The 16,530-nt window shown below is 66.2% G+C and carries 20 protein-coding genes and 1 pseudogene; 11 read left to right on the forward strand and 10 right to left on the reverse strand.

What is annotated here, in order from left to right; all coding sequences use genetic code 11:
* Nucleotides 1-137 precede the first annotated feature (137 nt).
* Together ACFSX5_RS04480 and ACFSX5_RS04485 are read left to right on the forward strand one after the other, a co-directional pair.
* Nucleotides 138-296, forward strand: a pseudogene (locus ACFSX5_RS04480) (DapH/DapD/GlmU-related protein); the annotation flags it as partial.
* Nucleotides 297-1,370: 1,074 nt separating this feature from the next.
* The gene (locus tag ACFSX5_RS04485; RefSeq protein ID WP_386832093.1) at nucleotides 1,371-2,018 is read left to right on the forward strand and encodes a ThuA domain-containing protein; all 648 of its coding nucleotides are present in this window, start codon (nucleotides 1,371-1,373) and stop codon (nucleotides 2,016-2,018) included.
* Here ACFSX5_RS04485 and ACFSX5_RS04490 read toward each other — a convergent pair whose 3' ends face one another.
* The 3 genes from ACFSX5_RS04490 to ACFSX5_RS04500 are packed head-to-tail and all read right to left on the reverse strand — an operon-like array spanning nucleotide 2,019 to nucleotide 4,661.
* Entirely contained in the window at nucleotides 2,019-2,741 is a 723-nt protein-coding gene (locus tag ACFSX5_RS04490; protein ID WP_386832094.1) for a class I SAM-dependent methyltransferase, read from the reverse strand. It lies immediately after the preceding gene.
* Between the two features lie 46 nt (nucleotides 2,742-2,787).
* Nucleotides 2,788-3,666, reverse strand: coding sequence for a sugar phosphate isomerase/epimerase family protein (locus tag ACFSX5_RS04495; protein ID WP_386832095.1), 879 nt, complete (start codon nucleotides 3,664-3,666; stop codon nucleotides 2,788-2,790).
* Nucleotides 3,663-4,661: a zinc-dependent alcohol dehydrogenase gene (locus tag ACFSX5_RS04500; RefSeq protein ID WP_386832096.1), complete on the reverse strand. Its 999-nt coding sequence runs from the start codon at nucleotides 4,659-4,661 to the stop codon at nucleotides 3,663-3,665. The genes ACFSX5_RS04495 and ACFSX5_RS04500 overlap by 4 nt, the downstream gene beginning before the upstream one ends.
* Before the next feature lie 345 nt (nucleotides 4,662-5,006).
* On the opposite strand from ACFSX5_RS04500, the gene ACFSX5_RS04505 reads away from it, so the two are divergent.
* From ACFSX5_RS04505 to ACFSX5_RS04515, 3 genes are all read left to right on the forward strand, one after another.
* Nucleotides 5,007-5,774 carry an amino acid ABC transporter substrate-binding protein gene (locus ACFSX5_RS04505; RefSeq protein ID WP_386832097.1) on the forward strand — a complete coding sequence of 256 codons (768 nt, stop codon included), beginning with the start codon at nucleotides 5,007-5,009 and terminating at the stop codon, nucleotides 5,772-5,774.
* A gap of 69 nt (nucleotides 5,775-5,843) precedes the next feature.
* Entirely contained in the window at nucleotides 5,844-6,524 is a 681-nt protein-coding gene (locus ACFSX5_RS04510) for an amino acid ABC transporter permease (protein ID WP_386832098.1), read from the forward strand.
* On the forward strand, nucleotides 6,521-7,270 hold the full coding sequence (locus ACFSX5_RS04515; protein ID WP_386832099.1) for an amino acid ABC transporter ATP-binding protein: 750 nt from the start codon (nucleotides 6,521-6,523) through the stop codon (nucleotides 7,268-7,270). Before ACFSX5_RS04510 ends, ACFSX5_RS04515 begins: the two co-directional genes overlap by 4 nt.
* 1 nt (nucleotide 7,271) lies before the next feature.
* Here ACFSX5_RS04515 and ACFSX5_RS04520 read toward each other — a convergent pair whose 3' ends face one another.
* A complete protein-coding gene (locus tag ACFSX5_RS04520; RefSeq protein WP_386832100.1) occupies nucleotides 7,272-7,679 on the reverse strand; it encodes a DUF1801 domain-containing protein in 408 nt (135 codons plus the stop codon).
* Between the two features lie 81 nt (nucleotides 7,680-7,760).
* Here ACFSX5_RS04520 and ACFSX5_RS04525 point away from each other — a divergent pair, with 81 nt between their 5' ends.
* Nucleotides 7,761-8,288, forward strand: a complete 528-nt coding sequence (locus tag ACFSX5_RS04525; RefSeq protein ID WP_386832101.1) for an AAA family ATPase — start codon at nucleotides 7,761-7,763, stop codon at nucleotides 8,286-8,288.
* Here ACFSX5_RS04525 and ACFSX5_RS04530 read toward each other — a convergent pair whose 3' ends face one another.
* Nucleotides 8,289-8,849 (reverse strand): PAS and helix-turn-helix domain-containing protein, encoded by a 561-nt coding sequence (locus ACFSX5_RS04530; protein ID WP_386832102.1) that lies wholly within the window; start codon nucleotides 8,847-8,849, stop codon nucleotides 8,289-8,291. It lies immediately after the preceding gene.
* An 81-nt stretch (nucleotides 8,850-8,930) separates the two neighbouring features.
* Between ACFSX5_RS04530 and ACFSX5_RS04535 the strand changes: the two genes are divergently transcribed.
* Genes ACFSX5_RS04535 through ACFSX5_RS04545 form a run of 3 tightly spaced genes read left to right on the forward strand, consistent with a single transcriptional unit; the run spans nucleotide 8,931 to nucleotide 11,469 of the window.
* Nucleotides 8,931-9,644 (forward strand): CoA transferase subunit A, encoded by a 714-nt coding sequence (locus ACFSX5_RS04535; protein ID WP_386832103.1) that lies wholly within the window; start codon nucleotides 8,931-8,933, stop codon nucleotides 9,642-9,644.
* Nucleotides 9,644-10,300 (forward strand): 3-oxoacid CoA-transferase subunit B, encoded by a 657-nt coding sequence (locus ACFSX5_RS04540; RefSeq protein ID WP_386832104.1) that lies wholly within the window; start codon nucleotides 9,644-9,646, stop codon nucleotides 10,298-10,300. Before ACFSX5_RS04535 ends, ACFSX5_RS04540 begins: the two co-directional genes overlap by 1 nt.
* Nucleotides 10,297-11,469 carry an acetyl-CoA C-acetyltransferase gene (locus tag ACFSX5_RS04545; RefSeq protein WP_386832105.1) on the forward strand — a complete coding sequence of 391 codons (1,173 nt, stop codon included), beginning with the start codon at nucleotides 10,297-10,299 and terminating at the stop codon, nucleotides 11,467-11,469. Before ACFSX5_RS04540 ends, ACFSX5_RS04545 begins: the two co-directional genes overlap by 4 nt.
* A gap of 10 nt (nucleotides 11,470-11,479) precedes the next feature.
* On the opposite strand, the gene ACFSX5_RS04550 is transcribed toward ACFSX5_RS04545, so the two are convergent.
* The 4 genes from ACFSX5_RS04550 to ACFSX5_RS04565 all read right to left on the reverse strand — a co-directional run bounded on the left by ACFSX5_RS04550 (nucleotide 11,480) and on the right by ACFSX5_RS04565 (nucleotide 13,876).
* Complete coding sequence (locus tag ACFSX5_RS04550; protein WP_386832106.1) at nucleotides 11,480-12,151, reverse strand: 3-oxoacid CoA-transferase subunit B; 672 nt, start codon at nucleotides 12,149-12,151, stop codon at nucleotides 11,480-11,482.
* Complete coding sequence (locus tag ACFSX5_RS04555; protein ID WP_386832107.1) at nucleotides 12,144-12,866, reverse strand: 3-oxoacid CoA-transferase subunit A; 723 nt, start codon at nucleotides 12,864-12,866, stop codon at nucleotides 12,144-12,146. Before ACFSX5_RS04555 ends, ACFSX5_RS04550 begins: the two co-directional genes overlap by 8 nt.
* A gap of 10 nt (nucleotides 12,867-12,876) precedes the next feature.
* Nucleotides 12,877-13,482 carry a lyase family protein gene (locus tag ACFSX5_RS04560; RefSeq protein ID WP_386832108.1) on the reverse strand — a complete coding sequence of 202 codons (606 nt, stop codon included), beginning with the start codon at nucleotides 13,480-13,482 and terminating at the stop codon, nucleotides 12,877-12,879.
* Nucleotides 13,483-13,585: 103 nt separating this feature from the next.
* On the reverse strand, nucleotides 13,586-13,876 hold the full coding sequence (locus ACFSX5_RS04565; RefSeq protein ID WP_386832109.1) for a DUF982 domain-containing protein: 291 nt from the start codon (nucleotides 13,874-13,876) through the stop codon (nucleotides 13,586-13,588).
* A 362-nt stretch (nucleotides 13,877-14,238) separates the two neighbouring features.
* Here ACFSX5_RS04565 and ACFSX5_RS04570 point away from each other — a divergent pair, with 362 nt between their 5' ends.
* Entirely contained in the window at nucleotides 14,239-14,445 is a 207-nt protein-coding gene (locus tag ACFSX5_RS04570; protein ID WP_386832110.1) for a hypothetical protein, read from the forward strand.
* Nucleotides 14,446-14,637: 192 nt separating this feature from the next.
* Nucleotides 14,638-15,057: a GreA/GreB family elongation factor gene (locus ACFSX5_RS04575; protein ID WP_386832111.1), complete on the forward strand. Its 420-nt coding sequence runs from the start codon at nucleotides 14,638-14,640 to the stop codon at nucleotides 15,055-15,057.
* A 96-nt stretch (nucleotides 15,058-15,153) separates the two neighbouring features.
* Here ACFSX5_RS04575 and hemN read toward each other — a convergent pair whose 3' ends face one another.
* On the reverse strand, nucleotides 15,154-16,494 hold the full coding sequence (gene hemN / locus ACFSX5_RS04580; protein ID WP_386832112.1) for an oxygen-independent coproporphyrinogen III oxidase: 1,341 nt from the start codon (nucleotides 16,492-16,494) through the stop codon (nucleotides 15,154-15,156).
* Nucleotides 16,495-16,530 lie beyond the last annotated feature (36 nt).

Here is a 16,530-nt window from a genome sequence, read left to right on the forward strand (position 1 = left end):
ATGCGATGATTTCCGGCAAGGTGACGTGCGGCGATGGCGTGCGCATTGCCAGCCATGTCTCGCTGGTCGGCTTCAACCACGGCTATGACGACCCCGACACGCCGATCCACCAGCAGCCCCATGAGAGCCGCGGCATCGTCATAGAGGACGATGTGTGGGTGGGCGCCAATGCCGTGATCGTCGATGGCGTCCGCGTCGGGCGCGGTGCGGTGATTGCGGCGGGCGCCGTGGTCAGCAAGGACGTGCCGGCGATGGCCATTGTCGGCGGCGTTCCTGCCCGCGTGCTGCGCTACCGCGGACGCGGCCGCATTGGCGACACTCGCACGCAGCTCAAGGCGTTGAGCGACCGTGCCGCAGCGCAGTGGACCGATATGCTGGCGCGCAACCAGATCGACGGCCAGTACCGCTCGCGCGAGGCCAGTGGCGAGACGCGGATGAGCATTCGCCATCTCTGCGATGCCATCGAGATCGCCGCCGGCTTCGGGGCGGTGCCGCCGGGGCTGGACGTCGCTGCGGCGATCGACCGGCTGCAGTCGGTGCAGGACCCCACCACCGGCCTGTTCCCCGACCCCTACCAGCCGCCCGCTCCCGGGGGTGCCTTGCGCGAGGACGGACTGGCGCTCTACAACGTGCTGGCGGTGGGCTATGCGCTGGAAGTGCTGGGCAGCCGACCGCTCCATCCGATCGCTGCCGTGGAACTGGGCGCAGCCGAGCTCTGCCGCTGGCTCGAGAGCCTGACCTGGCGCGAGCGCGCCTGGGGCGCCGGGGCCGCCGTCGATGCCATCGGCACTGCGCTCTATTTCAACGCCCGCTATTTCAGCACCGGCCGCGCCCGCGAAACCCTGTTCGGCTGGCTGGCCTTGCACCAGGATCGCGGCAGCGGTTTGTGGGGCTCGCCCACCGCGGCGGAGGGCCTGCTGCAGCCGGTCAACGGCTTCTACCGGCTGACCCGCGGCACCTACGTCCAGTTCGGCATCGCCGTGCCGCAGCCAGAAGCCGCGATCGATTCCGTGCTGCTCAACCACCGCAACCATGGCGGCTTCAACGGAGCGACCTACACCGCCTGCAACTTGCTGGATACCATCCATCCGCTGCTGCTGTGCCTCGGGCAGACCGACCACCGCCGGTCCGAAGCAGAGCAGATCGCCCGCGATGTCATTGGCCGCGCCGGGGAACGGTGGGTGGATGGAGAAGGCTTTGCCTTTGCCGATGGGCAGCAGCCGGGGCTGCAGGGCACCGAGATGTGGCTGTCGGTCGTGCACCTCGCCGCCAAGCTGCTGGGGCTGGAGAGCGAGTTCGCCTTCTTGCCCAAGGGCGTGCACCGAACCGAGGCGGTAGGGCTAGGGCTGTAGCGGGAAAGGGTACAGTCGATGACACCAAAAAAAGCCCTCGTCGTCTGGGGCGGCATGGAGTTGCATACGCCCGAGCGGGGCGCCCATGTCGTGCGGCAGCTGCTGGAGGAAGAGGGCTTCGCCGTCACGGTTACGCCCGACTATGACGCGCTCGGCGGCGAGGATGTCGGCAGCAACGACCTCGTGGTGCCGGTGATCACCGACGGCACACTGGCGCCCGAGAAGATGAACAACCTAATTGCCGCCATCCGGGCCGGTACCGGGCTTGCTGGCTACCATATGGGGCTCGCCACCAGTTTTCGTGCCAGTGTGCCGTTCCGCTATGCGGCGAGCGTCTACTGGGTGCAGCACCCCGGCAACATCATCACCTACCGCGTGGACGTCACCCGGCCCGACCACCCGATCATGGCCGGCATCGAGAGTTTCGAGCACACATCAGAGCAGTACTATCTCAACTACGATCCGGCGGTGGAGGTGCTGGCGACCACCACCTTCTCCGGCGAGTTCCACCCCTGGCGCAAGGGTGTGGTGATGCCGGTGGTGTTCACAACCACCCATGACCGCGGCCGGGTGTTCTATTCCTCGCTTGGGCACACCGCCGATGAACTCGAGATCCCGCAGGTCCGCACCATTCTCAAGCGCGGACTGCTCTGGGCCGCACGGTAGCTAGTGCTGCTCGGACGCTTCCGCACGCCGGCGCAGCACCTCGGATTCCGGCAGCGCATTGGCATAGCCGAGTTCGCGATTGGCGCGGGCCCAGAAGGCCGGATGGACGACGTCGAGCCGGGACGGATCGGTGGGTGTGAGACCCAGGTCGGCCGCCAGCGTGGGCGCAAGGTAGAGCACCGTGTTCTGCCGGTACCAGGCGGGAATCGCCTCGTCGGTCCAGATCGCGGGGCGGACGAGGTCGTGGGCCCCGTAGCCATAGGCGGCGAACAACTCGGCCCAAAAGCTCTGCCACTGTTCGTTCACGTGCCCGACGCCGCCCTGCCCCGGAATGGCGGCGCTGAACAGCACCGCCGGCGCCATCCGCACCAGGTCGGCGATGAAGCCACTGGCCCGCTCGGGGGAGAGGTGCTCCGCCACTTCGAGCGAGATGGCGAGGTCCGCTGCGATGCCGGTGAGCGGCTGTTCGAGGTCGCGCTGCGCGAAGCCGATGCGCGGGTCGTCGAGCATGTCGGGGGTGACCCAATCCCCCTCGACGCCGAAGGCCGACTGCGCGCCGCGCTCCAGCGCCGCAGCCAGGAAGGTGCCGGTGCCGCAGCCGATATCGGCAACCCGCTCCATCGGAAGGCCGGCCGGCAGTACCGCGAGGATGCGCCGCGCCGCCGCGGCGGTGTGCTCGCGGCGGCGGGCGTAGAAATCGGCGGGGTAAAGGCTGGTGCTCACGCGTTCGGCCCTCCTGCCGTTCGATAGCACACCGTGGCGGCGGCCGTCAGGCCACCGCGATACCCAGCTCGCGCGCCACCGTCTTGATGTGCGCGAGGCCGCGCCGGTATTCCGGCACGCCGAAATGCTCGAGCATCAGCGGCACCTCGCGCCCGAGCTTGTGAATCTCGGTGAGATAGGCGCGGTAGTCGAGGTTGCCCTCGCCGGGCGGCACTTCGTCCATGTGGAACGAGATCGTGCCCGGTCCACCCTGCATGACGATGTCCTTCGCATGGCAGGAGACCACATAGGGCCCGAGCAGTTCGAAGGCCTCGCGGATCATGCGGCCGGTGTTGAAATAGAGCCGCGGCGTGATCACCAGGTTGGCCGCATCGATATGGGCGCCGAACTCGGGCCGGTCGATCGCCTTGAGCAGCTTGAGGTAGTTCTCGGGCGTGTCGGTCACCAGCCAGGGCACCATTTCGAGCGAGAACTTCGCCCGCTTCGGCTTCACCGCATCGATGACGTAGCGCGCGGTGTCGACTGCCCGCTGGAAGCCCTCTTCGGTCTGGTTGTCGGGGTGTGGGCCGTAGTCGTAGTTGTCGCTGAGCTGCCAGGGGTCGCCGGGGTGGCCGACCGTGCCGTGAAAGGCGACGCAGGTGCGAGCGCCGAGTTCGTCGGCGAGCGCGAGCTGGTGCACCGCGTAGTCGAGGTTGGCCTTCCGCTGCTGCTCGTCATGGGCGATCAGGTTCCGCCAGGCACCGCCCTCGGCGATGATCACGTCCGCATCGGCCATCGCCTTGTTGATCGCGGCGATCTCGTCGCGGTTCTCCAGGCTGATATTGGGCATGTAGGCGGCGTTGTAGCCGAACTCCACATGCGCCCGGGCATAGGCCTCCGGATCGCCGGTATAGTCGATGCCGTAGCCGCCGAGCCTGAACGTCATGATGCCACCTCCGGGTTGGCGGGCACGCCGCCGGGATAGAGCAGGACCTTGCCGCAGCGACCGGTCTCCTGCAGCGCAAAGGCCTCGCTGACATCGGCCATCGCGAAGCGGTGCGTGGTCAGCTTGTCGAGCAGTGGACGAGCGTCGCGCACCCGCTGCATCATCTTGTCGCCATGGCGCTCGTGGTTCCAGTGCCAGCTGCCGAAGATGTCGACGCCCTTGCCGGTGATGCGCTTGACCGGCAGATCGCCAGACCAGGTGACGAAGGCGAGGCGCCCGCGCGCCCGCACCAGTTCCAGCACCACGGGCGGCGCCGCCTCGTTGTTGCTCGTCTCGAGCGCCGCATCGACTCCGTAGCCACCGGTGAGAGCCCGAACCTGATCGACCAGGTCAGCGGCCCGCGGGTCGAGCACCTGCTCGGCGCCCAGCGCTCGCGCCAGCTCTGCGCGGAACGGGTTGAGCTCGAGCGCGATCACCCGCGCGCCGATGGTTCGGGCGTTGATGATGGCGCCAAGTCCGACGGCGCCGCAGCCCGAAATCAGCACCGTGTCGTCCGCACTGACCTGCATCCGCTCCATGGCGGTGAAGCTCGGGCCCAGGGCGCAGATGGCCATGGCCGCATAGTCGGTCTCGATATCGTCCGGCACCTTGTGCAGCAGGTAGTCGGGCTTCAGCAGCGTGTCGGCATAGCAGCCGATGCCGCTGGTCGAGCCGGTTTCGGCCAGGAGGTCACGCTGCTCGGTGCAGTGGATATGCTCGCCGGCCGCGCAGGCCGGGCAGGTCCCGCAACCGGCATGCGGCATCACCACCACCCGGTCGCCGACCTTGAGGCGGCTGGAGTGGGCCGCATCCACCACCACACCCACGGCTTCGTGCCCGAGTTCGTTCGACGCCTTGCCGGCCCGCCACTGTTGCCACTCGGTACACATCGGCGCCACCAGCACCTGCACCTTGACCACGTCACCCGCAGCACGCGGCTCCTCACGCTCCGACACCACAGCCTGGCGCGGACCGGTAATCTCTACACTAAGAATTTCATCCTCCTACCACCATCGGCTCCGGGCGGAGCCGCTCACTCTCGGCGGTGAGTCATGGGGGATGCTAGCGCGGTTTCGCCGCCAAGCACAACGACTTGCCTGCCGCCGGAACGCGATCTCTCCCTTCACAAAGACGCGCAACACCAGACTAGCGCCGGGGCGCTGTGGGGGACGAAATGCCCCCGGCACGCATCCGGGAGAAACATCCATCCAGAGAGTTGAAACCCTTCCTCCATCGGCGCAGTTTCGGCCCAATACCGGGCTCCGGACCTGCCGGTGCTCACAGAGTTGGAGAACAACAAAATGAAGCTCGCAACCGCCCTCGCCGCCGTCGGCCTGATGACCCTCGCCACCCCCGTCGTCGCCCAATCCGCCCTCGATCAGATCAGGGAAGCCGGCGCGCTGAGGATCGGTACCGAAGGCACCTACGCGCCCTTCACCTTCCATGACGAGAGCGGTGAACTGGTCGGCTTCGACGTCGAGATCGGCCGCGCCATCGCCGAGCATATCGGTGTCGAGGCCGAGTTCGTCGAAGGCCCCTGGGACGGCCTGATCGCCGGCATCGACGCCAATCGCTACGACGTCGTTATCAACCAGGTCGGCATCAACGAAGAGCGCCAGGCCAAGTACGACTTCTCCGAGCCCTATATCGCCTCCAAGGCAGCGCTAATCGTGCGCGAAGACAATGCCGACATCACCACCTTCGAGGATCTCGAGGGCAAGCGCTCGGCCCAGACCCTGACCAGCAATTTCGGCAAGCTCGCCGAGAGTTATGGCGCCGAACTCGTGCCCACCGAAGGCTTCGACCAGTCGATCGCCCTCGTGCTGCAGGGCCGCGCGGATGCCACCATCAATGACAGCCTGTCCTTCTTCGACTTCAAGACCCAGCAGCCCGACGCGCAGGTAAAGGTCGTCGCCACAGCCGAGGATGCCGACTTCTCCGGTGTGCTGCTCGCCAAGGGCAAGCCGGAACTGCTCGCCGCCATCAACGAAGCTCTGGCTGCCATCCAGGCGGACGGCACCTATGCCGAGATCTCCCAGAAGTACTTCGGCGAGGACGTCTCCCAGTAGCCGACGCCTCCACCCGCGTTTACAAAGGATCGGCCAGACCCCTGGCCGATCCTTTTCCTATGAGGCTCCATGCCGCACTGGCTGAACCTGATGATCGAGTCGCTGCCCTCGCTGCTGTGGGCATGCCTCCTGTTCACCATTCCCCTGACGCTGCTCTCTTTCATCTTCGGGCTGACGGTGGGGTTCGTGGCCGCCGTGATCCGGCTGTTCGCGCCCGGACCGCTCGCGGCGATCGTCCGCTTCTATGTCTGGATCATCCGCGGCACGCCGCTCCTGGTGCAGCTCTTCCTGATCTTTTATGGCCTGCCGAGCGTCGGCATCGTGCTCGACGCCTTCCCGGCGGCGCTGATCGGGTTCACCCTCAATGTCGGCGCCTATACCTCCGAGATCATCCGCGCCGTGCTGCTGTCGGTGCCCAAGGGCCAGTGGGAAGCGGCCTACTCCATCGGCATGACCTGGAGCCAGGCCATGCGGCGCACCATCCTGCCGCAGGCGACGCGCACCGCGGTGCCGCCCTTGTCCAACACCTTCATCTCGCTGGTGAAGGACACCTCCCTCGCCGCCGCCATCACCGTCCCGGAGCTGTTCCGCGCCGGCCAGCGCATCGTTGCCACCAGCTATGAGCCGCTGATCATCTATGTGGAAGTGGCGCTGATCTATCTGCTGGTCAGCTCGGTGCTGTCCTCGCTGCAGGCGCGGATCGAGAAGCGCTTCTCCCGCTATGGCGGCTATATGGGTGCGGCCTCGTGATCACGCTCGAACACATCCACAAGAGTTTTGGCGACAATCATGTGCTGAAGGGCGTCAGCGTCGCCGTCCCTGAGGGCGGGGTGACGGCGCTGATCGGCGCCTCGGGGAGCGGCAAGAGCACCCTGCTGCGTTGCGTCAACCTGCTCGAGATCCCGCAATCCGGCGAGGTGCACATCGACGATACGGTGGCGCGCTTCGCTCCCAGCCAGAAGGTCAGCCGAGAGCTCATCCTCGCCCTGCGACGCAAGACCGGCATGGTGTTCCAGAATTTCCAGCTCTTCCCGCATTTGACGGCGCTGGAGAACGTCATGGAGGGGCTGGTCACCGTGCTGAAATGGCCGCGCGAGAAGGCCGAGACCCGCGCCCGCGACCTGCTGCACAAGGTCGGCATGAGCATCAAGGCCGATGCCTGGCCATCGAGCCTGTCCGGCGGCCAGCAGCAGCGCGTCGCCATAGCCCGGGCATTGGCGCCATCCCCCAAGGTCCTGCTCTGCGACGAACCCACCTCGGCGCTCGACCCGCAGCTGGCGGCGGAAGTGGTCGACGTTCTCGCCCAGCTCGCCCGCGATGGCACCACCATGCTGATGGCGACCCACGATCTGCGGCTCGCTGCGACCATTGCCAGCAATGTCGTGTTTCTGGAGCATGGCGAGGTGGTGGAAGCGGGGCCTGCCCAACAAGTGTTCCGAGCACCCGCGGACGAGCGCACCCGCCGCTTCATCTCCATCCTGACCGGCGAGCAGTAACTCAGGAGAGCCGGTCGAGGCGCTTCTTCTTCATGATGTTCTTGTAGTCCCACTGCACGGTCCGCGCCTCGTCCAGCCAGCGGATCAGCAGGTCGCGATCGATGTCCGAGGCCGAGGTATAGCGCGCCTCGGCCGCCTTGAACGTGCCTTCCGGCTTGAGACCCGGTGTCTCGAAGGACTGGCCGCTCCAGAACAGCAGCCGCACGCACCCCTTGAGCTTGCTGTAGCCAACGATCGGATTGCCATCGAGGAACCAGACCGGGTGGGCATGCCAGATCTTGCTCTCGGCGCCGGCGAGATGTTCGTCGATGATGGCGGCAAGCGCCCCGCAGATCTCGCGGTCTCCCTGCACCTGTGCGGCATTGTAGCCGTCGATGGTATCGATCCTGCCGCCCAACTCGGCCTTCATGGCTCCCTCCGCTATAGCTGGTTCCGAATACCGACGACCGGCAGACCACCGTTTCGACACAGGACAGAGGAGGATATCGGTTTGCGCAACTTCGTCATCATCTCGGGATGTTCGGGCGGAGGCAAATCCTCGATCCTTGCCGAGCTCGACCGGCGTGGCCACGCCACCGTGCCCGAGCCTGGCCGCCGCATCGTGGAAGAAGAGACGTCATCCGGCGGTAGCGCACTGCCGTGGAGCGACCTTGGCGCCTTCCTGCGGCGGGCGTTGGTCCTCTCCAGAGAAGACGTCGCGACAGCGACGGCGCAAACGGGGTGGGTCTTCTTCGATCGCGGTTTGCTGGACGCCGCGTCCGGCCTTGCAAAGCTTACCGGCGAGTGGCCCGATCTCGGCGACGTGCGATTTCATCCCAAGGTCTTTCTCACCCCACCGTGGCCGGAGATTTACGTGCAGGATGCAGCCCGGCGCCACGGACTGGAGCAGGCAACGGAAGAATATCGCCGCCTGCTTCGTGACTATCCGGCACTGGGCTACCAGGCCGTCGAACTGCCGCGCATGCCGGTCGCAGATCGTGCCGACCTGATCCTGCGCGAGCTGGAGAGCCGAATGTGACTACTCCGTCGCCGGCGGTTGCGACAGGAACCAGGCAACCAGTTCCGCCGAATTGGCGACCCCTGCCGAGCGCGCCAGGCGAAGCCGGTGCGCTTCCACCGTGCGCGGGGAGAGGCCGACCTCGCCGGCGATGGCAGCATTGGTCTTGCCCTGCGCTACCAGCGTCAGGATCTGCCGCTGGCGCCCGGTCAGCTTCAGCGTCGTTTCCGTGACCGGCCGGCTCATCGGCTCGAAACAGTAGAGCGCCGCCGCGAAGGGATCGGCAGCATCGCGCGACCGTCCATTCACCCGGCACCAGAAGCGCTTGCCCCCGGCGCCCGCCATGATCCGTTCGTCATAGTAGACGGCGCCGCCCGGCAGATGCTGCCGCCACATCTCGCCGGTCCGCACGAAATCGGCGACGGCGGGATAGAGCCGCGAAAAGCTGGTATCGACCAACTCCCCGCGCCGATAGCCGAACAGCCTCGCGAACTCCTCGTTGCAGTCGCGGATGATGCGGTGCGTGGCGTAGACCATGGGCACCGGGATCTCGGCTAGGACAAAACTGAGCGGTGCAGACATGTCGTAGAAATACGACTAACGGGGCCCTCCGGACAAGACTTAGCGTCTCCTCAACAGCCCACCGGAGTGGGGGAGGAGCAGATGCAGAAAGTCCAATCCACCGTGGCGGAGGCCCTTTCCGGCCTGCTCCGCGACGGCATGACCATCATGTCCGGCGGCTTCGGCCTGTGCGGCATCCCCGAAGCCTTGATCGAAGGTATCGAGCGCTCGGGCGCCCGCGACCTGACCGTGATCTCCAACAATGCCGGCGTTGACGGCATCGGCCTCGGCCGCCTGCTCGCCACCCGCCAGATCCGCAAGATGATCTCCTCCTATGTCGGGGAGAACAAGCTGTTCGCCGAGCAGTACCTGTCGGGGGATCTCGAGCTTGAGTTCAACCCGCAGGGCACGCTGGCCGAGCGCATCCGCGCCGGCGGTGCCGGTATTCCCGCCTTCTTCACCAAGACCGGCGTCGGCACCCTGATCGCCGAAGGCAAGGAAGTGCGCACCATCGATGGTGAGGACTATGTGCTGGAGACCGGACTTGTGGCCGATCTCGCCATCGTCCACGCCCACAAGGGCGATGCCGAAGGCAACCTCGTCTACCGGATGACGGCGCGAAACTTCAATCCGATGATGGCCACGGCGGCGCAGGTGACCGTGGCCGAGGTGGAGCATCTGGTTGAAACCGGCAATCTGGACCCCGATCAGGTCCACACCCCCGGCATCTTCGTGGATCGCATCGTGCACGTGCCAAGCCGGGTGAAGCACATCGAACAGCGCACCGTGCGCCCGCGCCAGAAGGAGATTGCCTGATGGCCTGGCCCCGTGAGCAGATGGCCGCCCGCGCCGCCCGTGAGTTGCGCGACGGCTTCTACGTCAATCTCGGCATCGGGATCCCGACGCTGGTCGCCAACTTCATCCCCAAGGGCATGGATGTGCGGCTGCAGAGCGAAAACGGCATGCTTGGCATGGGCCCCTTCCCCTTCGCGGGTGAGGAAGATGCCGACCTGATAAATGCCGGCAAGCAGACCATAACCGCCCTGCCGGAAACCAGCTTCTTTTCCAGCGCCGACAGCTTCGGCATGATCCGTGGCGGCCATATCGACCTGTCGATCCTCGGCGCCATGCAGGTGGCGGAAAACGGCGACCTCGCCAACTGGATGATCCCCGGCAAGATGGTGAAGGGCATGGGGGGCGCCATGGACCTTGTGGCCGGCGTCAAGCGCGTGGTGGTGGTGATGGAGCATGAGGCCAAGGGCCAGCCCAAGCTCCTGCGCGAGTGCACCCTGCCCCTCACCGGCAGGCGCGTCGCCGATCTTGTCATCACCGACCTTGGCGTGTTCACCATTGCCCGCCGCGGCGACGTCGACATGCGCCTGATCGAACTGGCGGACGGCGTTTCCATCGAGGAGATCACGGCCAAGACCGAGGCGCGGTTCACCGTGGCACTCGAGGAGAAGGCGGCATGAGCGACATCGTCATTGTCGGCGCTGCCCGCACCCCGATCGGCAGCTTTCTGGGCCCGTTGAGTTCGGTTCCGGCGCACGATCTGGGAACAATTGCGATCAAAGCGGCACTCGAGCGCGCCGGTGTCGGTGCCGACGAGGTCGACGAGGTTATCCTCGGCCAGGTGCTGACCGCCGGCGCCGGCATGAACCCGGCCCGGCAGGCGGCGATCGCCGCGGGCGTACCCAAGTCGGCGACCGCCTTCGGCGTCAACCAAGTGTGTGGATCCGGCTTGAGGGCCGTGGCTCTTGGCATGCAGCAGATCGCGTCCGGAGACGCCGAGATCGTGGTCGCCGGTGGTCAGGAATCGATGTCGCTGTCGCCGCACTGCCAGGTGCTCCGGCAAGCTCATCGCATGGGGTCGGTCAGCCTCGTCGACACTATGGTGGTCGACGGCCTCACCGACGCGTCCGGCGGCTACCATATGGGTGTCACCGCCGAGAATGTCGCCCGCGAATTCGGCATCGACCGCGACCAGCAGGACGCCTTCGCCCTCCAAAGTCAGCGCAAGGCCGCCGCGGCGCAGGCGGCCGGTCACTTCCGCGCGGAAATTGCGCCGGTCACCATCGAGGGCCGCAAGGGTACTACGGTCGTCGATGCCGACGACCACCTGCGCCCCGACACCAGCGCCGAGGCACTGGCAAAACTCCGCCCCGCCTTCGACAAGGGCGGCACGGTGACTGCCGGCAACGCCTCGGGGCTCAACGATGGTGCCGCTGCCGTGGTGCTGATGACCGAAGCCGAAGCCAGCCGCCGCGGACTCACGCCGCTGGCCCGCATCGCCAGCTGGGCCACGGCCGGCGTTGATCCGTCGGTCATGGGCACCGGTCCCATCCCGGCCTCGCAAAAGGCGCTCGCCAAAGCAGGGTGGTCGGCGGACGATCTCGACCGGATCGAAGCCAACGAAGCTTTTGCGGCTCAGGCCTGCGCGGTGAATGCCGGCATGGGCTGGGACCCGGCCAATGTAAACGTCAATGGCGGCGCCATCGCGCTCGGCCACCCCATCGGTGCGTCCGGTGCCCGCGTGCTGGTGACGCTGATCCACGAACTCCGCCGCTTCGGTCTGCATCGCGGCCTTGCGACCCTCTGCATCGGCGGCGGCATGGGCATCGCCATGTGCATCGAGGCCTGATCGACGGCGATCAGACCTCGGGCGCAGCCAGGTCGCCGATATGGTCGGGGACCACGAGTTCGGCGCCGGTCACCGCCTGGAGTTGATCGACGCTCATCGCGGCAAGCTTCTCGCGCAGCACGAAGCGGCCATTCTCGATGTCGATGACGGCAAGGCTCGTATAGACGCGGGTGACGCAGCCGACCCCCGTCAGCGGCAGTGTGCAGCGCTTGACCAGCTTGGGACGCCCATCCTTGGTGAGGTGATCGGTGATCACCGCGACCCGTTTGGCGCCATGGACGAGATCCATCGCCCCACCCACGGCCGGCACGCCCTTGGGGCCGGTGGACCAGTTGGCGAGATCGCCATTCTCCGCCACCTCGTAGGCGCCGAGGATGGCAACGTCGAGATGGCCGCCGCGCACCATGGCGAAGCTGTCCGCATGATGGAAGAAGGCCGCGCCGGGCTTCAGCGTCACTGCCTTCTTGCCCGCATTGATGAGATCCCAGTCTTCTTCGCCCGGCGCCGGCGACTCGCCGAAATTCAGGATGCCGTTCTCGGTGTGAAAGATCGCCTGCCGCCCCGGCGGCTGGAACTTGGCGACCATCTCCGGAAAGCCGATGCCGAGATTGACATAGGCGCCGTCCTCGATGTCCTGCGCCGCACGCCAGGCGATCTGGGCGTTGGAGAGCTTGTCAGACATAGGCCACGCCCTCGCGCATCAGGTCTTCTTCCTGCCGGGCATCGGGCACCTCAACGACCCTGTCGACAAAGATCGAGGGCGTGACGACGTGCTCCGGATCGATCTCGCCGGGTGAAACGACCCGGCTGGCCTGCACCACGGTCACCGCGGCGGCGGCCGCCATCAGCGGCGAGAAATTGCGCGCTGCGGCCCGGTAGGTGAGATTGCCCATGCGATCCGCCAGTTCGGCCTTGATCAACGCCACATCGGCCTTGAGCCAGCGTTCCTGCACATACATGCGCCCCTCGAACTCCGCCGTCGGCTTGCCCGTGGCAAGATCGGTCCCATAGCTGGTCGGGGTGTAGAAGGCCGGAATGCCGGCCCCGCCGGCGCGGATGCGCTCGGCCAAGGTGCCCTGCGGGACCACTTCCAGTTCGATCTCGCCGGCGAGGTATTTCTCGGTGAAGGCACGCGGGTCGGCCGACCGCGGAAACGAGCAGATCATCTTGCGGACCATGCCCACATCAATCATGGCGGCGAGCCCGACGCGGCCATTGCCGGCATTGTTGTTGATGACGGTGAGGTTGCCCGGACTGCCGGTCTGCCGGAAGCGGTCGATGGTGGCGTGGATCAACTCGATCGGGGCACCCGAGCCACCGAACCCCCCGATCATCACCGTCATGCCCTCTTCGACGCAGTTCACCGCGGCGGCGACATCCGCAACCGTCTTGTCCATCCTCGGTCCTCTATTCGGTGCCGAACCGGAGCTGGTCTAGCAACTGCAATGCGAGGCGGAGACCCGCCCCCGCAGTCACCGCCATCTGCGGCAGCACCATCCACTCCAGCGTCCAGGCGGCGCCGGAGCGCTCGTTCTCGTGCACCATCGCCTGATTGAGCGTGCCCGACAGACCCGCATTGAACCGCGCGAGGCTCACGAGCACCTCGGCCGCGACCGGATTGTTCTTGTGCGCCATGGCGGAGGAACCCCCTCCGCCAGCGATATGCACCGCAGCAAGTTCCGACTGCGCCAGCAAGGCGATATCTGCGCCCATTTTGCCTAGCGAACCGCTGATCAGCGCCAGCAGGGAGCCAAAGGCAACGACCGGGTCGCGCGTCGTGTGCCAGGGCGACGCCAAGCCGAGATCGAGCTTTTGCGACAGCAGGCGGGCAATGGCGTTCCCCGTGCCCGCGAAGCTGCCGCGATCCCCCACCGGACCGCCCAGTTGCACCACCAGCAGGGTGCGGCGAGCGGCGGCAAGGCTCGCCTGATAGCGGACCAGAGGCTCGCTCCAGTTGCGGAACTTCTCCGCCCAGGTCGTCGGCAGCGCCGCCTGCATTCGCGTATGGGCCATCAGCGGCCGGATGCCATGCTCATCCCGAAGCGCGTCGCCTCGACGGCGCCACCCGGCTGGCGCCGACCTGAGAAAACTGCGGCGTCCGCTGACGCCGCATCGGCTATGCCTGAAGCGGCTCTCGATAACCCCGGGCAGCGGCGATCCGCGCCCTGCGGTCGAGCAGACCGGCGCGCTCCGCCGCAGCGACCACATAGTCGCGCGCCGACTCCGCCGAGGCCAGATTGTCCAGCGCGCTTTGGCAGATCGCGTAGGCGCGGCGATATTCACGGGTCCGGTCTCCCCGCCAGAACCGCTCCAGATAGGACAGCGCATCCGAGGCATTGTCCGCGCGGAAGTTGCCGCCACGTCCGTGCTGCAGAAAAATCGGCTTGTTGAAGTTTCTTCTACCCATTTCCTCTTCTCCTTTTCTTTCTGGAAAGTACTTCCAAGAACCTATGTGGCACCGGTCAGAACAAACTCAACAAACCTGCGACGAAATGGCCAATTTTGTACAAGGAATGAAAGCAGCACCACAAGCGCCCGCCGGTAGAGATTTGACAATCCGGCAGAATAGTCCATGATCTCCCCCATGTCGCAGCACAGTTTCCTTTCTCGCCGGATGATGGCCCTTCGCCACACCTCAGGCTGATTGCCTGGTGCCGCTACCTGCCATGGGCAAGAGCGGCACCAGGGTGCTCGGACTCACCACTTGTTTTGGCTTCACCGACCGCAGGCTCCGGCAGGCGGTTGGCGGCATTCGTTTGACGCGTTGCTATGGTCTTTCAGTACTCTGTCACCCTTCCGGTCAGCGGCCCCAACAAGGTGAGGCGGTTCCGGGAATGGGCCGAGGCGCACGTGCCGGCCCTGAGCTACAGCCTGCCGGCTGAAACCCTGCTCAAGAGCGAGACCGTGACTATCCGGCTCCTGTCGCGGGAAGATCGGCAGCTCCTGCTCGAAGCCATCGCCGCGTCCCGCATCTAGGAAGGACGCCATGCAGCATCTGAGATTTTGCCGCTCATGCGCGGGGCCGGGCCCGCGCGGGGCACGTCGATGCCCCTGGTGCTCCCGGGAATATGACAGCCGCAAACGACCGGCGAGCACGAGGCAAATCGCGCTGGGCCTGTCGGCAGGCGCGACCTCGACCCGCCCACCGGAACGGGAAGGATCAAGACAATGACGATCACCGCTCGTGACGACTGGCACAGATCTCCCGACATCCTGATCGGCGAGAGGGAGCACCGGCGCCTCACCATCGCAGCGCTGACCGACACCACCAGCCATGCCGAGGAGATCGACTTTCTTCTCTATGAACTGGACCGCGCCCAGTTGGTGGACGACAGATCGCTGCCGGCCGACATCGTGCGGCTCAACAGCATCGTGCGCTATCGCCCCGAGAGCGGCGAAGAACGCACCGTCAAGCTGGTGCTTCCCGATGACACCCTCCTCGACGAACGCTTCCGCCTGCCCGTAACCTCTCACCACGGCGCCGCCCTCCTCGGCCTCCGCCCCGGCGACGCCCTCTTCTGGCTGAACCCCGACGGAACCAGGGGCGCGGTTGAAGTGGTCAGGGTCGCCAACTCGCCGAGTCGCTGAGCGCGTCGCGGTCAGCCGGGAACGGCTGACCAGCGGCCCGGGAGCGATCTTGTGCTGCCTGACAATGGCCCTGCCCTGCCGCATGGCATGCACGAACTACACCGCCTTGGAGTATCGGGCTTTGTCCTCGGCAAGGTAGGCATCGAGGCTGGCGGCCACAGTACGCACGAAGGGGCGCCCCTTGTCGCTGACCATCAACCGGCCGGGCAGCAGATAGGCAAGTTCGTCGGGGTCGTCGCCCGCGAAGCTGATGGCGTCCTCGATCACCGGCTCGGCGGCGGCGCCGAAGCGGTGGCGCAGGTCGCTGAAATCGAGCTCGAACTGGCACATCAGCCGTTCGATGGCATAGCCGCGCACCCGGTCGTCCTCGCTCAGGCCGACGCCGCGCTCGAGCGCGCCTTCGCCAGCAAGGATGCGGCGCTGGTATTCGTGGGTGGCGACGACGTTCTGCACATAGCCCTGCGGCAACCGGCCGATGGCAGAGGCGCCGAGGCCGATCAGGGCATCGTGCCGGTCGGCGGTGTAGCCCTGAAAGTTGCGCGCCAGAGTACCGGTGCGGGCGGCGATGGCCATGGAATCGTCGGGCATGGCGAAGTGGTCGAAGCCGATGCGGTCATAGCCGCCATCGGTGAAGACCGCAGCGGCCGCCAGCGACTGCCGGAAGCGCTCGGCGGCGTCCGGCAGGTAGTTCTCGTCGATCATGGTCTGGTGCTTCTTCATCCACGGCACATGGGCATAGCCGAACAGCGCCACACGGTTGGGCCCTAGCGAGCGCACCTGCCGGGCGGTTTCGACCGCACCGGCCTCGGTCTGGTGCGGCAGGCCGTAGAGCATGTCGATATTGACCGACTTCACCCCGCGCTTGTGGACGGCATCGACCACGCCCTTGGTGTGCTCGAAGGTCTGGATGCGGTTGATGGCCTGCTGCACCTTGGGATCGAAATCCTGCACGCCGATGCTGGCGCGGGTCATGCCGGCGAAGGACCAGGCATCGAACCGCTCCTCGTCCATATCGTTGGGATCGAGTTCGACGCTGAACTCGGCATCCGGGGTCAGCCGGAAGGCGGTGCGGAGGCACTGGTTGACGGCGACGATGTCTTCCGGGGTCATCATCGAGGGCGAGCCGCCGCCCCAATGCACGGCGGTGACCGGCCGCTCGCCGACGATGGCGCCGATCGTGCGGATCTCGGTGGTCAGCGCCTCGAGATAGACCGCGATCGGATCGTAGCGGTTGACCTGCTTGGTGTGGCAGCCGCAGAACCAGCACAGCCGGTCGCAGAACGGCAGGTGGAGATAGAGCGAGACATGCGCGTCCGGCGGCAGCGCTGCGAGCCAGCCGAAGTACTGCTCGGGGCCGATGCCCTTGTGAAAATGCGGCGCCGTCGGATAGCTCGTATAGCGGGGGACGGGCTTCAGCAGTCTGGACATGTCGGTCATGGGGGCGCCTCTTGATGCCCCTCAATAGCCGCGGCG

Source organism: Devosia albogilva (assembly GCF_042685625.1).
Classification (GTDB): domain Bacteria; phylum Pseudomonadota; class Alphaproteobacteria; order Rhizobiales; family Devosiaceae; genus Devosia; species Devosia albogilva.

Coding starts and splice junctions, on each gene's coding strand:
- ACFSX5_RS04485 (WP_386832093.1), top strand. CDS start 1,371: ATGACACCAAAAAAAGCCCTCGTCGTCTGGGGCGGCATGGAGTTGCAT.
- ACFSX5_RS04495 (WP_386832095.1), bottom strand. CDS start 3,666: ATGACGTTCAGGCTCGGCGGCTACGGCATCGACTATACCGGCGATCCG.
- ACFSX5_RS04505 (WP_386832097.1), top strand. CDS start 5,007: ATGAAGCTCGCAACCGCCCTCGCCGCCGTCGGCCTGATGACCCTCGCC.
- ACFSX5_RS04510 (WP_386832098.1), top strand. CDS start 5,844: ATGCCGCACTGGCTGAACCTGATGATCGAGTCGCTGCCCTCGCTGCTG.
- ACFSX5_RS04520 (WP_386832100.1), bottom strand. CDS start 7,679: ATGAAGGCCGAGTTGGGCGGCAGGATCGATACCATCGACGGCTACAAT.
- ACFSX5_RS04530 (WP_386832102.1), bottom strand. CDS start 8,849: ATGTCTGCACCGCTCAGTTTTGTCCTAGCCGAGATCCCGGTGCCCATG.
- ACFSX5_RS04535 (WP_386832103.1), top strand. CDS start 8,931: ATGCAGAAAGTCCAATCCACCGTGGCGGAGGCCCTTTCCGGCCTGCTC.
- ACFSX5_RS04540 (WP_386832104.1), top strand. CDS start 9,644: ATGGCCTGGCCCCGTGAGCAGATGGCCGCCCGCGCCGCCCGTGAGTTG.
- ACFSX5_RS04545 (WP_386832105.1), top strand. CDS start 10,297: ATGAGCGACATCGTCATTGTCGGCGCTGCCCGCACCCCGATCGGCAGC.
- ACFSX5_RS04550 (WP_386832106.1), bottom strand. CDS start 12,151: ATGTCTGACAAGCTCTCCAACGCCCAGATCGCCTGGCGTGCGGCGCAG.
- ACFSX5_RS04555 (WP_386832107.1), bottom strand. CDS start 12,866: ATGGACAAGACGGTTGCGGATGTCGCCGCCGCGGTGAACTGCGTCGAA.
- ACFSX5_RS04560 (WP_386832108.1), bottom strand. CDS start 13,482: ATGGCCCATACGCGAATGCAGGCGGCGCTGCCGACGACCTGGGCGGAG.
- ACFSX5_RS04565 (WP_386832109.1), bottom strand. CDS start 13,876: ATGGGTAGAAGAAACTTCAACAAGCCGATTTTTCTGCAGCACGGACGT.
- ACFSX5_RS04570 (WP_386832110.1), top strand. CDS start 14,239: ATGGTCTTTCAGTACTCTGTCACCCTTCCGGTCAGCGGCCCCAACAAG.
- ACFSX5_RS04575 (WP_386832111.1), top strand. CDS start 14,638: ATGACGATCACCGCTCGTGACGACTGGCACAGATCTCCCGACATCCTG.
- hemN (WP_386832112.1), bottom strand. CDS start 16,494: ATGACCGACATGTCCAGACTGCTGAAGCCCGTCCCCCGCTATACGAGC.